The organism is Rhodococcus sp. MEB041 (assembly GCF_030208955.1).
GTDB lineage: Bacteria > Actinomycetota > Actinomycetes > Mycobacteriales > Mycobacteriaceae > Rhodococcoides.
Genome location: NZ_JARVSZ010000003.1, coordinates 18,831 through 32,714, shown reverse-complemented (window position 1 = coordinate 32,714; position 13,884 = coordinate 18,831). Strand labels below are relative to the sequence as shown.

15 protein-coding genes are annotated in these 13,884 nt (G+C 69.2%); 5 read left to right on the top strand and 10 right to left on the bottom strand.

What is annotated here, in order from left to right; genetic code table 11:
• The first annotated feature begins 125 nt into the window (after positions 1 to 125).
• Together QRN16_RS10010 and QRN16_RS10005 are read left to right on the top strand one after the other, a co-directional pair.
• Complete coding sequence (locus QRN16_RS10010) at positions 126 to 1,553, top strand: hemolysin family protein (protein WP_027505897.1); 1,428 nt, start codon at positions 126 to 128, stop codon at positions 1,551 to 1,553.
• Positions 1,550 to 2,566 (top strand): CNNM domain-containing protein, encoded by a 1,017-nt coding sequence (locus QRN16_RS10005; protein WP_285186289.1) that lies wholly within the window; start codon positions 1,550 to 1,552, stop codon positions 2,564 to 2,566. The genes QRN16_RS10010 and QRN16_RS10005 overlap by 4 nt, the downstream gene beginning before the upstream one ends.
• On the opposite strand, the gene QRN16_RS10000 is transcribed toward QRN16_RS10005, so the two are convergent.
• The 5 genes from QRN16_RS10000 to QRN16_RS09980 are packed head-to-tail and all read right to left on the bottom strand — an operon-like array spanning position 2,567 to position 5,884.
• Positions 2,567 to 3,502, bottom strand: coding sequence for a CopD family protein (locus tag QRN16_RS10000; RefSeq protein WP_285186286.1), 936 nt, complete (start codon positions 3,500 to 3,502; stop codon positions 2,567 to 2,569).
• A gap of 3 nt (positions 3,503 to 3,505) precedes the next feature.
• Positions 3,506 to 4,012, bottom strand: a complete 507-nt coding sequence (locus QRN16_RS09995) for a copper resistance CopC family protein (RefSeq protein WP_056440779.1) — start codon at positions 4,010 to 4,012, stop codon at positions 3,506 to 3,508.
• A complete protein-coding gene (locus QRN16_RS09990; RefSeq protein WP_027505893.1) occupies positions 4,009 to 4,674 on the bottom strand; it encodes a YcnI family copper-binding membrane protein in 666 nt (221 codons plus the stop codon). The genes QRN16_RS09995 and QRN16_RS09990 overlap by 4 nt, the downstream gene beginning before the upstream one ends.
• Positions 4,675 to 4,690: 16 nt before the next feature.
• Positions 4,691 to 5,188: a hypothetical protein gene (locus QRN16_RS09985; RefSeq protein WP_222650012.1), complete on the bottom strand. Its 498-nt coding sequence runs from the start codon at positions 5,186 to 5,188 to the stop codon at positions 4,691 to 4,693.
• Between the two features lie 57 nt (positions 5,189 to 5,245).
• Positions 5,246 to 5,884, bottom strand: coding sequence for a DUF6474 family protein (locus QRN16_RS09980; RefSeq protein WP_027505892.1), 639 nt, complete (start codon positions 5,882 to 5,884; stop codon positions 5,246 to 5,248).
• 152 nt (positions 5,885 to 6,036) lie between these two features.
• Between QRN16_RS09980 and QRN16_RS09975 the strand changes: the two genes are divergently transcribed.
• A complete protein-coding gene (locus QRN16_RS09975; protein WP_285186279.1) occupies positions 6,037 to 7,668 on the top strand; it encodes a TM0106 family RecB-like putative nuclease in 1,632 nt (543 codons plus the stop codon).
• A gap of 143 nt (positions 7,669 to 7,811) precedes the next feature.
• On the opposite strand, the gene QRN16_RS09970 is transcribed toward QRN16_RS09975, so the two are convergent.
• Positions 7,812 to 8,579 carry an SDR family NAD(P)-dependent oxidoreductase gene (locus tag QRN16_RS09970; protein WP_222629296.1) on the bottom strand — a complete coding sequence of 256 codons (768 nt, stop codon included), beginning with the start codon at positions 8,577 to 8,579 and terminating at the stop codon, positions 7,812 to 7,814.
• 84 nt (positions 8,580 to 8,663) lie between these two features.
• Between QRN16_RS09970 and QRN16_RS09965 the strand changes: the two genes are divergently transcribed.
• The gene (locus QRN16_RS09965) at positions 8,664 to 9,158 is read left to right on the top strand and encodes a nucleoside deaminase (RefSeq protein ID WP_285186274.1); all 495 of its coding nucleotides are present in this window, start codon (positions 8,664 to 8,666) and stop codon (positions 9,156 to 9,158) included.
• Here QRN16_RS09965 and QRN16_RS09960 read toward each other — a convergent pair.
• From QRN16_RS09960 to QRN16_RS09950, 3 genes are all read right to left on the bottom strand, one after another.
• Positions 9,100 to 9,798, bottom strand: a complete 699-nt coding sequence (locus tag QRN16_RS09960) for a TMEM165/GDT1 family protein (protein ID WP_222632541.1) — start codon at positions 9,796 to 9,798, stop codon at positions 9,100 to 9,102. The genes QRN16_RS09965 and QRN16_RS09960 overlap by 59 nt on opposite strands.
• Positions 9,799 to 10,115: 317 nt before the next feature.
• Positions 10,116 to 10,649: a peptidase gene (locus QRN16_RS09955; protein WP_285186271.1), complete on the bottom strand. Its 534-nt coding sequence runs from the start codon at positions 10,647 to 10,649 to the stop codon at positions 10,116 to 10,118.
• A gap of 206 nt (positions 10,650 to 10,855) precedes the next feature.
• Complete coding sequence (locus tag QRN16_RS09950; RefSeq protein WP_027507329.1) at positions 10,856 to 11,479, bottom strand: superoxide dismutase; 624 nt, start codon at positions 11,477 to 11,479, stop codon at positions 10,856 to 10,858.
• Positions 11,480 to 11,680: 201 nt separating this feature from the next.
• Here QRN16_RS09950 and QRN16_RS09945 point away from each other — a divergent pair, with 201 nt between their 5' ends.
• Positions 11,681 to 12,871 carry an acyltransferase family protein gene (locus tag QRN16_RS09945; protein WP_082544258.1) on the top strand — a complete coding sequence of 397 codons (1,191 nt, stop codon included), beginning with the start codon at positions 11,681 to 11,683 and terminating at the stop codon, positions 12,869 to 12,871.
• On the opposite strand, the gene QRN16_RS09940 is transcribed toward QRN16_RS09945, so the two are convergent.
• A complete protein-coding gene (locus QRN16_RS09940; RefSeq protein WP_222650014.1) occupies positions 12,859 to 13,785 on the bottom strand; it encodes an LLM class F420-dependent oxidoreductase in 927 nt (308 codons plus the stop codon). The genes QRN16_RS09945 and QRN16_RS09940 overlap by 13 nt on opposite strands.
• Positions 13,786 to 13,884 lie beyond the last annotated feature (99 nt).

The following is a 13,884-nucleotide window of genomic DNA, read 5'->3' as shown; positions in this document are numbered from 1 at the left end:
GGCGCGCATCCCGTAGAATCGGGCGAAACACCCGCAGCGACTAGAGGACGAATGGACAGCGACAAACCCGGGCCGGTCATGGCCCCCCTCGTATCGACCGATGCGACCAGGGCGGTGACCGGCACATGAGCGAGTTGTTGACGCTTCTCCTCGGTATCGTCGTCGTCGTCGGAATCACCGCCGGCACAGGCTATTTCGTGGCCCAGGAATTCGCCTACATGACCGTGGACCGGTCGAGGCTCGAAGCGCGCTCGAAAGCGGGTGACACCGTCGCCGCGCGCACCCTGGCCGTCACGAAGCGCACGTCCTTCATGCTCTCGGGCGCTCAGTTGGGCATCACCGTCACCGGCCTGCTCGTCGGTAACTTCGCCGAGCCGCTCATCGGACAGTCCCTCGGGACTCTGCTCGGCGGCGTCGGCATTCCGAGCGGTGTCGGACTCGCCGTCGGTGCGGTGACGGCGCTGGTGGTGTCGACGTTCGTGCAGATGCTCTTCGGCGAGCTGTTCCCCAAGAACTTCGCCATCGCCCGCCCCGAACCCGTCGCGCGATGGCTCTCGCTGTCGACGACGATCTACCTCAAGCTGTTCGGCTGGCTCATCCGTATTTTCGACGCCTCGTCCAACGCGCTGCTGAAGGCGCTGAAGATCGAGCCGGTCCACGACGTCGAGCACTCGGCGACCCCGCGCGACCTCGAACACATCGTGGCCGAGAGCCGGGGCACCGGTGACCTGCCCGAGGAGCTGTCCACACTGCTCGACCGCATCCTCGACTTCCCCACCCAGACCACGGGTCACGCGATGATCCCCCGCGCGAAGGTGGCGACGGTGCGCTCCGACTCCACCATCGCCGAGGTGCGCGCCCTCATGAGCGTCGAGCACTCGCGGTATCCGGTGCTCCATGCCGACGACTCGATCGAGGGCGTCGTGCACCTGCGCGACGTGCTCGCCACCGACCTGCCCGGCGACACACCGGTCGCCGTGCTGTCCCGCGACGCACTGGTGCTCCCCGAGACCCAGATGCTCCCCGACGCCATGGGGGAGCTTCGCGCGTCGAAGAACCAACTCGCCTGCGTCATCGACGAATACGGCTCCTTCACCGGTGTCGTCACCATCGAGGACCTGGCCGAGGAGCTCGTCGGCGAGATCACCGACGAGCACGACGACGCCGACGGCGCGGAACCCGTGCCCGGCGACGACGGTGTGTGGACGGTGGCCGGCGACGTCCACCTCGACGAGGTGGAACGTGCTCTGGACCGCGAACTTCCGGAGGGTGACATCGAGACCATCGCCGGACTGGCCATAAGCGTCCACGGATCGCTTCCCGAGGTCGGCGACGTCATCGAACTGGAGCTGCCCATCGACCCCGGTGACCTCGCGACCGACGCCGAACCGCCCCGACGGTTCCTCGTCATGAGGATTCAGGAGATCGACAACCACGTGCCGTCGTCGGTCACGCTCGAGGTCGTCGAGCGTGGCGGGAAGGCCGGAGGCCGGCCTGAATCAGACACGGCCTCGAATGATTCGACCGCGGTCGAGACGGAGAGCGCGCTGTGAGCAACCCCCTGGTGTTCCTCGTCGTCACCGTCGGCCTGATCGCGCTCAGCGCCTTCTTCGTCGCCGTCGAGTTCGCGCTCCTCGCCGCCAAGCGGCACCGGCTCGAGGACGCGGCGGCCGATTCGCGGTCGGCGCGCGCCGCGCTCCGCAGTTCCACCGAGCTCACGGTGCTGCTCGCCGGCTCGCAGCTGGGTATCACGTTGTGCACGTTGGCACTCGGTGCGTTCACCAAGCCCGCCGTGCACTACTGGCTCCGGCCGCTGTTCGAGTCACTCGGTCTGCCCTACTGGGCATCCGACGTGCTCGGCTTCGTCCTGGCCCTGATCATCGTGACCTTCCTGCACCTGGTCGTCGGCGAGATGGCGCCGAAGTCGTGGGCCATCGCGCATCCCGAGAAGTCGGCGACGATGCTCGCGATCCCGATGCGTGTCTTCATGTTCTTCACCCGCCCGATCCTGGTGTCGCTCAACGGGATGGCGAATGCACTGCTGCGCCGGGCCGGTGTGGAGCCGGCCGATCAGGTGATGTCGGGCCAGAACCCGGACGATCTCGAGCAGCTGGTCGCGCACTCGGTGAGTGTCGGATCGCTGGACAAGGGCTACTCGGATCAGCTCTCGAGTGCGCTGGAACTGCAGAAGCTCACGGTGGCGGACCTCGTGCGCATCGATTCCGAGCCCACCGCGGTGGCGACGACGGCGACGGTCGCCGACGTGCGGGCGGCGTCGCTGCGCACGGGCCATCTGCGCATCCTGGTGCGAGACGGCGCCGACGTGATCGGTCTGGTCCACGTGCGGGACACGTTGCAGGCGGAGGACTCCCGCTCGGTGGACGACTTCGTGCGACCGGCCTTCGAGCTCGACGCCGCCGCGCCCGTGTACGTCGCGCTCGCGGAGATGCGGGAGACCCGCAACCATCTCGCGGTGGTGCGCGACGGCGGTGCGGTGGTCGGTGTCATCACCATGTCGGACGTGCTCGTCCGGTTGCTGCCCAGCGCGGACCCGCTGCTCGCGTGATCAGGCCGTGGTCGCCAGTGCGGCGGCCACGCCGAACGCCGCGGCCATCGCCGCGGTCTCGACGACGGCACGCCGCGTCGAGACCGTGGCGTGCGTGGTGTGGGCACCGATGACGCTCACCCACGTGCGCCGTCGCCACCACCCGCCGATCACCAGGGCGACCAGCAGGACCGACTTGAGCAGGATCAGCCGCCCGTAGTCGGTGTCGACCAGGGCGGTCACCGAGGTGAGCCGCACGGCGGCGTTGACGACACCGGTGACGGCGACGGCGACCACACACCACAGCGCGGCCGCCGAGTAGCGCGGGAGCAGATCCGCCCAGGCGGTCCGTGACCGCAGGGTCACCGCCATCGCGACCAGCAGCCCGAGCCACACCGATGCCGCCACCACGTGCACGGCGACGAGCAGCGCGCCGACGGCGTGCTGCGCCATGTGGCCGGTCATGGGGCGAGCGATGAGGGCGACGGCGGTGGGTACGACGACGACGATGCCGGAGACTTCCAGATCGGTGCGGAGGGCAGTGGCCGCCAGCACGGCCATCGCGAGCGCGACGACCACGACCGCGGAGCCGATCCGGCCGTTCGCGATGTTCTGGACGTAGTCGGTGAACGTGCCGAGCGACACCGCGGTGGCGCTGACGGCATCGGACCGCGCAGCCCCCAACACCAGCAGCGTGACCTCGGAGACTGCCCAGCACGCGGCCGCGACGAGGGCGCCGCGCCACGCGAGGTGGTCGTCGACGTGCCGGGAATCGCGGGCCCACAGGATCAGCAGACCGAACCCGAGCACCACGGCACCGGCGACGTCGGCACCGGTCCGCACGAGGGAGTCGAGCGGAAGGTCGGAGGGCGCCAGTACGAGGGCGGCGATCACTCCGAGCAGTGCGGCCGGAACGACGGCGAGCGGTGACCACCGCGCCGTCGTCGTTCCGGCCACGACTCAGTTCTTCTTCCGCAGAGCGAACGCGAGACCGCCGAGGAACACCACCGCGGCGGCGACCAGGAACGGCCAGAGCGGCACACCGCCCCCCGACTCGGTCGAGGACGCGCCGGCGTCGGCCGCGGGACCGGGGGTCCCGGTGCCGGCCGTCGTCAGCTCGAATGTCCGCGTACCGCTCACGGGGTGGCCGTCGGCTGACGTGACGCGGAACGCGATGGTGTACGTGCCCGTCGGCCCGAGCTCTCGGAGGTCCACCGCGACGGTGGAACCCGACACCCGCGGGTCACCGTCGGACCAGAGGTTGCCGTCGGGACCGACGACGGTCAGCGAGGCGAACTGCGACTGCACGGCCTCGTTGAACGTCACCGTCGCCTCCGCCGGACCCTGATCGACGGAACTCTCGTTCTCGGGGGAGCTGGACACCACCACCGAGTGCGCGGACGCCGTCGAGGTGCCGAGCAGCAGCGCCGCGGCGAGGGCGAGCAGCAGAGCGAGGAACCGGCTCACGAGCGTCGACTCCGCACCGTGGCGCCGATCCCGAGTGCGGCACCGAGTGCTCCGAGAACCAGGCCGATCCCGCCGAGCCACCGGGCCGTGGTGTCGGACGACGACGCGGCGGCCTCGGTGGTCGAGGACGCTGACGACACCGTGGGGCTGCTGTGATGATCGCCGCTGCTCGCCGCGAGTTCCAGTGTGGGAGCCGGCAGTTCCGGCTCGGTACCGTCCTCCGGTGTCGGCTGGTCCCAGTTCACGACCTCGCCGTCACTGTAGGTCTGGCGGGCCGGGAAGGACACGCTCTCCTCCTCCGGCAGGGGGCCGGCCGAGAGCTGGAACTGCTCGAACTGTCCGGGCCCGACACCGGGGTTGCCGGGATCCGCCGTCCAGGTGACCGAGGTGGCCAGTTCGTCCGCCGAGCGTTCGACGACGGCCGTCCATCCGGGCATGGGCTGCGTGCGGGCCGAGGTGAGGCCGGGCAGCTGGACGGTGACGGAGGTGGTGGACGCCGCCTCCGACTCGGTCGGCACCCGGAAGGTGAGAACGCCGTATCCGCCCTGTGCCGCGTCCGGAGCGGACACGACGACGTGGGCGGACGCCAGTCCTGCGGAGGCGAGGAGGGCGGCGGCGGTGAGGACACTCGTGCCCAGGGCACGCGTGGAGAAGCTGGTCATGACAGATGTCTTCCGTTCAGGTGAGGGAGTACCGCGGTGTGAGTGGCTGCACGAGCACCTGCGGTGGTCCTCTCCTGGAGACGGCGGACAGAACGGGTACGGGAACCGGCCGATCGAGCGGCGCGGTGGCGGTGACGGATCGGGGGCGACGCGGCGGCGAGAACGTGAGCCGCGGTGCGCGCAGCACCGACGTGATCGCGGCGAACAGCCGCTCCGACGAGGCGACCAGGACTGCGCCGACACCGACGGCGACGGCGTGCGCCGCGAGCATCGACGCGTCGAGCGGGTGGGCGTGTTCCGCGACGGCGGCCAGTGCTTCGTGCGCGACGACCTGTCCTCCCACGAGCCACAGGAGGATCGGGAGGGGGCCGGTCCGGGCGGTCCCGACACCGGCGGCGAGCACGCCCGCACCGATCGCGACGGCGAGCAGCAGGGAGAGAGCGGACGAGGTGGGCACGCCACCACCGCCGACACCGTGCGCGGCGACGGCGAGCGTGGCCGTGAGTGCTCCCACGGCACCACCACGCCACACGCGCGTGCGCTCGGTCCCCATCGTCGACTCAGGCAGGGATCAGCGCACGCCGAGGCGCGCGAGGATGTCGGCCTCGATGCCGTCGAGCTCGTCGGAGATGGCGCCGTGAGCCAGCTTGCGGCGCGACGGCGGCATCTGCTCGGCGGCGTGCACCGCGGTGGTGAGCTCGGTCAGGCGCGACCGGATCGCGTCGGCGAAGGCGCCCGTCTCGGCGTCCTGGTGCGACGCGGCGACCTCGGCGACGGAACGCTCGGCACCGACGATGCGAGCGCTGAGCTTCGCACCGTGTCCGGTGTACTGGCCGAGCTCCTTCACGTCGACGCCGATGCGGCCGGCCCGGTACTGGTCGAGCTGACCCCGCAGGAGGGTCGCCGCGCGGTACGCGATCGGCACGAGGACGGGGGCCAGGACGCGACCGATGCCGACGTACTTGCGCACCTTCGCCGCGTTGATCTTGCCTTCGCGCGCGGCCTTCTCCCGTGCGGCCAGGGTCCTGATGTGCGCCTGATCCACCTTCTGTTGGCTGGTCAGCGCCTTGGCGTCGTTCTTCGCCAGCTTCTTCAGATGCTTGCGCTCGTTCCGGGCGGTGTACTTCGCCTCGAGGCCCGCCTTGTGGCGCAGGGCCTTGGCCTCGGCCTTCCGGGTCGCACGGCGAGAACGCTTCTTGCGCAGAGCCATGGTGTACGTGCCCCTATCGTGTCCGACTACGTCGCCAGAACGCTCCGACCGGATGACCGACGAGCGCCTGAATGCCTGCCGCCAGCCTATCGGTCCGCTCCGGGTGCGCTGCATCCGCGTGAGGTGTCGGCCCGTGGATCTACGCTGCGAGAATGTCCCACGTCGTGCCGCCCCCCGCTCCGGCGTCCGGCCCCTCCGTGCTGATCGACGCGTCGTCGCTCACCCGGTGCCGCCACCGCGTGTATCTCGACACCGCCTACCGCTCTCTGCTCGTCGACACCGCGGAGGACGCGGGGGTGCAGATGCGCCGGGAGGCGGCCGCCGCGTACCGAGCCGAGATCCGGGACACCCTGGTCGCCGCGGATCCGCAGTCGTGGGTGGTGGTCTCCCCGTCGATGTCCCGCTCGATGCAGGTCCGCGCCACCCGCGCGGCGTGCGAGTCCGGTGTCGAGCGCATCTGGAACGCGACCTTCGCCGACGACGAGGACGCCGGTCGGCGTGGCCGGTGCGACATGCTGGTGCGCGATCCGGACGGCGGGTACATCCCGGTACTGGTGGTCAACCACAAGGTCACCGATCCGGGAAGCGGCGCGGTGACCACGCCGTTCACGTCGTGGGCCCCCGCTCTCGATCCCACGCGCAAGGTGCGACCGCAGTTACGGGACCAGTTGGCGGCCGTGCACGTGCATCGGCTCCTGGGCCGCATCGGTCAGGCCGGTGTGTCGGCGCGAGCCGGTGTCATCGGCTTCGGTGCCGAGGTGATGCTCGTGCACGATCTGACGGCGGTCGAGGCGGAGTACGACACGCGCTTCGGTGACCGACTGGCCATCGCGTCGGGCTCGGTCGTCACGTCGCCGTCGAAGGTGTCGGAATGTCGGTCCTGTCCGTGGTGGTCCGAGTGCGGGGAGACCCTGCGCCGCACGCGGGACGTCTCGCTGGTGGCGGCGGGGTCGCGAGCGGACGCCCTGCGGTCCGCGGGCATCGTCACCATCGACGACCTGGCGGACTGGACGGGCGGCGTGCCCGACGAGTGGCCGCACGGCGACTTCGACGAGACGGTCGTCATCGCCCGTGCATGGATCGCCGACCTGCCTCTCGTCCGGCGCCGCGACACCGTGACGGTCCAGCGGGCGGACGTAGAGGTGGACGTCGACATGGAGAGCTACCAGGAGCACGGCGCCTACATGTGGGGAACGCTCCTCGACCGGCGGGACGGTGCCGAGCCGCAGTACCGCGCCTTCGTGACGTGGGAACCGGTTCCCACGATGGACGAGGCGCGCTCGTTCGGCGAGTTCTGGTCCTGGATGCAGGGCGTGCGTGCGGACGCGCATGCGGAGGGCCTGACGTTCGCGGCCTACTGCTACTCGCGCGCCGCCGAGGACAAGTGGCTGCTGGGATCCGCGCGCCGGTTCGCCGGCATGCCCGGTGTCCCCACCGAGGCCGAGGTGCGGGAGTTCATCGACGGGCCGGACTGGGTCGACATCTACATCGCGGTGTCCCAGAACTTCGTGTGTCCGTCGGGAAAGGGCCTCAAGAAGGTCGCACCGGTCGCGGGCTTCCACTGGCGGGACGACGAGGCGGGCGGCGAGGCGTCGATGGCTTGGTACCGCCGCGCGGTGGGATACGACGGAGACGTCGACGCGTCGCAACGCACGCGGTTGCTCGAGTACAACGAGGACGACGTGCAGGCCACCCGCGCGCTGCGGGTCTGGATGGACGGGGCGGCCGCGCGGGAGATTCCGACTGCGGACGAGCTCAGCGGGAGTTCCTCTGTGACGAAGTGACACGCTCGCCCCGTCGTGTAACGAAGTGAAACGCTCGCCATCGCTACCAGTCGGGGGTTGGCAGCGACGACGAGCGTCTCGAGATGTGATTCGTCCCAGTACCCGGTGTGGATGGGTGGTGACGAAGAACTTTTTTCGAGCAGTTACCGCGGTGCCATCCGGAGTGCGCCGTCCATGCGGATGGTCTCGCCGTTGAGGTAGTCGTGCTCGACGATCATCTGTGCGAGCTGCGCGTACTCGGTGGGCTGAGCGAGTCGGGACGGGAACGGGACGCCCGCCTCGAGGCCGGCGCGGTACTCCGGGGTGACGCCGGCGAGCATCGGGGTGTCGACGATGCCGGGGGCGATGGTGTTGACGCGGATGCCCACCTGGGCGAGGTCGCGCGCCGCGGGGACGGTCATGCCGTGCACGCCGCCCTTGGAGGCGGAGTAGGCGATCTGACCGATCTGGCCTTCGAACGCGGCCACCGACGCGGTGTTGATGATGACGCCGCGCTGTCCGGCCTCGTCGACGGTCGGCAGCGTCTGCATGTGATCGGCCGCCAGACGCATGACGTTGAAGGTGCCGAGCAGGTTGATGGTGATGACCGTGCGGAAGAGCTCGAGATCGTGCACGCCCTTCTTGGACAGGATGCGTCCCGCCCAGCCCACGCCGGCGCAGTTCACGACGATGCGCAGCGGGACGCCGGCCTCGCCGATCTGTGCGAGGGCGGCCCGTACCTCCTCGTCGCTGGTGACGTCGGCGGCGATGAGCGTCACGCCGTCCGGTACGGAGTCACCGGCCTTGTCGATGGACTGCTGCAGGTCGAGGCCGAAGACGGTGACGCCGTTGTCGGCGAACCGCTTCGCCGTGGCCGCGCCGAGCCCCGATGCGCCGCCGGTGACCAATGCCGCTGTTCCCGCGATCTCCACTGCCGTGTCCTCTCGTCGGACGGCCGACTCGGTTACCGGCCGCTCACTGAAACGAACCCTAGTCGGTGGGTGCAGACTCGGGACATGACGTTCCCCGGTTCGGCAGACGAGGTCCATGTCCGGCGTTGTGTCGCGCTCGCGCGCGAGGCACTCGACGCCGGTGACGAGCCGTTCGGGTCGGTGTTGGTCGACGCGGACGGTCAGGTGCTCTTCGAGGACCGCAATCGCGTGGGCGGCGGGGACTCGACGCGCCATCCCGAGTTCGCGATCGTGGAGTGGGCCGTGCGGAACCTGACGGCCGACGAGCGCGCCCGGACCACGGTGTACACATCGGGGGAGCACTGCCCGATGTGTTCGGCGGCGCACGCGTGGGTGGGGCTCGGCGACATCGTCGTCGCGGTGACGAGTGCTCAGCTCACCGCGTGGCGGTCGGAGTGGGGTCTGGAGCCGGGCCCTGTCGCCGCGCTGCCCATCGGCGACGTGGCGCCGCGGATCCGGGTGCGGGGGCCCGTACCGGAGGTCAGCGCGGAGATGCGGTCACTTCATCGTCGGAATGCCGGTCTGCCGTCGGACGAGTGAGAGTCCAGCTCGTCGCCGCGATACCGAGGGCGAGGACCACGGCTGCGGCGATCAGTCCGACGGGTGTGCCGGGAAGCAGCCCCTCGAGGATCAGCCACACGCCGAAGACGAAGAACAGGGTCGCGGCACCGAGGGTGATGAGCCGCTCGGGCAGGTGCTTGCCCAGGGTCGCGCCGATGACGATGGCCAGAGCGTCGGCGGCGACCATGCCCAGCGTCGAGCCGATCCACACGCCGACCCAGTCGTTGTCGGAGGCGAGCGTGACGGTGGCCAACATCGTCTTGTCGCCGAGCTCGGCGAGGAAGAAGGCGGACGCGACGGCGATGAAGGCGGACTTCGTCACCCGGTCGGCCTTCGTCTTCTCCTCGTCGTCGAGCGAATCGCCGCGCAGCGTCCACAGGCCGAAGACCAGGAACGCGACGCCGCCGACGATGCCGATCAGGTGCGTGGGCAGCGCGACACCGAGGTAGTGGCCCACGGCGACGGAGACGAGGTGGACGAGCGTCGTGGCGACCGTGATGCCGCCGATGACGACCCACCAGCGGTACTTCAGGGCGAACGTCATGGCCATCAGCTGGGATTTGTCACCGAGTTCGGCGACGAAGATGACTCCGAAGCTGAGCAGCAGGGCGGCGAGCACGTCGAACCTCCAGGACAGGGCGCGTCGGCCGACACGAGGGGAGAACCTGGCCGACGCTCGGTGCAGCGCACCGTGCGGTCATCGGGACCGGTGCGGGAAGGCCGGAGGCCGGCCGGTCGACGAAAGGTCTCGCCCACCCGCTGCCACGTGGGTGGCAGCTCGGTTCACCGAGCCGGGAGCGCTCCGGCGAACCGGTGCGCGCCAGTATGTCGACTGGATGATCGGGGGCTACTCCCCTTCGCTGATCTCCACGCTAAAGCCCTGGTCAGGCTTCTGCAACTTCGACAAACCTGTTCGGCTACCCGAAATTTGTCGTGTCATGCAGCGAGCAACATCGCGAGGACGGCCGTATCGGGATGGCTGATGGGATCGAGGCCCACACGGCTGATCATCGACGTCACGGTGCCGTCCGCCTCGGCCTCGACCCAGGCGGCACGATGGTCCAGCCCGAGGTGCGGCAGACCCGGCAACAGCACGCACCCCGACGCGGCCCCCGCGCACTCCGGCAGCGTCGGCATCGTCTCCGACGGCGGATGCAGCATCATCAGCGCGGCCGGCTGATGCAGCGCGAATCGCTCGGGGGTCACCGCGTGGTCCCCGATGACGGGGCCCTCGGACAACACGATGCCCACGGTCCCCTCGTGTGGGTCGTCGGGCAGTTCCTCGCGGACACAGAAGACGGTGCTGGTGTCCAGCAGGCCGGGGGTCGACGCGACCCGCACCGTGAAGGCGAGAAGCTGCGCCCATTCCTTCGTCGTGTCGGGCCACCGGCCGGAGATGACGAAGCCGCGGAGGGTTCCCGAGGCGTGGAACGGGGCCACACCGATGATGCGACGATCGGGACTGGTCATGACGTTCTCCTCGCACTGGCCGGCATCGAGCGGGACGGCCTGCGCGGAACGTGCGCGGACCATCGGCACACAACGTCGGGTAGAGGAAGAGAACACCACCATCGCGCTGGCACACAAGTGCTCACGAGTGCCAGATGTGGCGGGTGAGACGACGAATGCCGCGCCCTCGTGGGACGCGGCATTCGCGGTACGACTGTGCGGCGGGACTACGGGAAGATGAGACCCGAGGTCTGCGACGTGGCTGCGGCGAAGCGCTGCTGCACGTCGGCCCAGTTGACGACGTTCCAGAACGCCTTCACGTAGTCGGCCTTGACGTTCTTGTACTGCAGGTAGAAGGCGTGCTCCCACATGTCGACCTGCAGCAGGGGAATGATGCCGAGCGGCACGTTCGCCTGCTGGTCGTACAGCTGGAACGTGAGGAGCTTCTTGCCCAGCGTGTCGTAGCCGAGCACTGCCCAGCCGGAGCCCTGCAGACCGTTGGCCGCGGCGGTGAACTGCGCGCGGAACTTGTCGAACGAGCCGAAGTGGTCGTCCAGTGCGGCCGCGAGCTCGCCCTCGGGCTTGTCTCCACCGTTGGGGGAGAGGTTCTTCCACCAGATGGAGTGGTTCACGTGGCCACCGAGGTGGAACGCGAGGTTCTTCTCCTGCAGGAAGATCGAGCCGTGATCGTCCTTGTCACGGGCGTCGGCCAGCTTCTCCAGTGCGGTGTTCACGCCGGCGACGTAGGTGGCGTGGTGCTTGGAGTGATGCAGCTCGTTGATCTCCCCGGAGATGTGGGGCTCGAGAGCTGCATAGTCGTAGTCGAGGTCGGGCAGTGTGTACTCGGACACGTGTTTCCCTTCTCTTGCATCTGTTGTAGCTGACTGCTGGCGTTACCCAGCCAACGTCATTCGTACACCTCGCGCAAGAGTTCGACGCAGTCGGAGTGCAGCGCAGACGCACCGATGCGGACCGTGGTCCCCTTGCCCGCGCGCAGCGATGACGTGGGCGAACTCGACCGACAGGTGAACGGAACCTTAAGATCGAGGGTGATGACCTCCTCGACGCCCGACTCGGACGGTGGGGTGGTCTCCGTCCGTACGGCGGCCGATCCGCCGCGGATCCGGTTCGGCGGAGTCGACATCCTGCGTGCGCTGGCGGTCCTGACCGTCGTGTACTCGCACATCTCGTACTTCCTGGTCGATGATCTCGGAACACCGTGGTGGCTCATCGACGTCGTCACCCTCGTGTTCGTCGAGCACGGCGGTCTGAACCACCATCTCTCGTTCGTGGGCGTCGCGTTCTTCATGATCCTCACCGGACTGGTCGCGACCGCGTCCGTCGTCCGCAACTCGCCGCGCGCCTTCCTCGTGGGGCGGGCAGCGCGGTTGCTCCCGGTGTTCTGGCTGTCGGTCCTCGCCGCGATCGTGCTGGTTCGCCTCGGGGTGAACGGGATGTTCTCGCAGACCGTGGGCATCAGCAACGCCGAGGCCGCCATGAGCTTCGTGCTCGGCGGCTTCTTCGTGCGCCCGGAGGTCGTGGTCCTCGGGGTCACCTGGACGCTCGTGGTCCAGGGGGTCTTCTACGTGTACGCGGTGAGCATGCGCCGGGTGCTCGCGTCCCGCCCCGTGCTGGTTCCGATCGTCGGTGCGGCCGTGTGCTGGCTGATCCTGCTCTACACCGATCTGGTGCCGTACGAGTACACGATCCCCATGGTCGACAAGGTCGCGGCGACGTTGCCCACCGTCTTCCTGGGCCAGATCGTGTACCTCGCGTTCGCCCGGCTGGCGTCGTGGCGGGCCCTTCTTCTCGCGGGTCTCGCCCAGTTCGCCGTCATCCGGTACGCGACGACGGTGGACGCCTTCCACGTCGGTCAACAGGGTCACCTGTGGACGGTGCTGGTGCTCGTCGTCGCGGTGGTGCTGGTGGCTCCCACCGACACCGCGTTCGGCCGCTCGCGCGTGATCCACTGGCTCGCGACGCGCAGCTACACGATCTACCTGGTCCACACTCTGGTGCTCTACCGCATCTACTCGCTCGTCGAGCCGCATCTCGGTGCGACCGTCGCGGTGCTCGTCTTCGCGCTGATCACCGGTGTGCTCTCGGATCTGGTGTATCGCTACGTCGAGACGCCGGCGGCACGGTGGATCGCCCGCCACTGGTCGGGGCATCCGCGGACGCCTGCCCCGACCGCGAACGAGCCGACCTCGAGTGACCCGACCTCCGGCCCTCAGGCCAGCTGACGCATCACCTCGGCGGCGACCAGCTCGATGTGGTCGAGATCGGACAGGTCCAGCATCTGCAGGTAGAACCGGGTGGATCCGAGCTCGGCGTACGTTCCGAGCTTGTCGACGATCTCGGCAGGCGTCCCTGCCGCGCCGTTTGCCCGGAGCTCCTCCACGTCCCGTCCGATCGCGGCGGCGCGGCGGGCGATCTCGTCCTCGGTGGTGCCGCAGCACAGCACCAGCGCGTTGGAGAACGTCATCGACGACGGATCACGGCCGATGTCGGAGCACGCTGCGCGCACCCGGTCGAACTGTGTCGCCGTCGCGTCGGTGTCCGCGAACGGGAGATTGAACTCCGTCGCGTGACGCGCGGCGAGTTCCGGCGTCCGCTTCTTCCCCATGCCGCCGATGATGATGGGCGGCGGACTCTGCACCGGCTTCGGCAGAGCGGGTGAGTCGGTCACGGTGAAGTGGTCGCCCTGGTACGAGAACGTCTCACCCGCGGGAGTGCCCCACAGACCGGTGACGATCGCGAGGGTCTCCTCGAAGCGATCGAAGCGCGTGCCCACCGACGGGAACGGGATCGCGTACGCCGCGTGCTCCTCTGCGTACCAGCCTGCTCCGAGCCCCAGTTCGACGCGGCCGGCGCTCATCGCGTCGACCTGCGCGACCGAGATCGCCAGGGGACCCGGGTACCGGAAGGTGGCCGAGGTGACGAGGGTGCCGAGGCGGATCGTGGAGGTCTCCCGGGCGATGCCGGCCAGGGTGATCCAGGCGTCCGTGGGTCCGGGGAGACCGTCCGTGCTCATCGCCAGGTAGTGGTCGGAGCGGAAGAAGGCGTCGTACCCGAAGTCCTCGGCGGCGCGCGCCACGCGGACCAGGTCGTCGTAGGTCGCGCCCTGCTGCGGTTCGGTGAAGATTCTGAGGTCCATGGTTCGACAGTAGAAGGGCGTGCCGGAGTCGGGGAGCGACCGTGGGTGCGACACACGCGGAGAAAACGGGATCGAGTCCCGTTTCTGTGGATGTTTCTG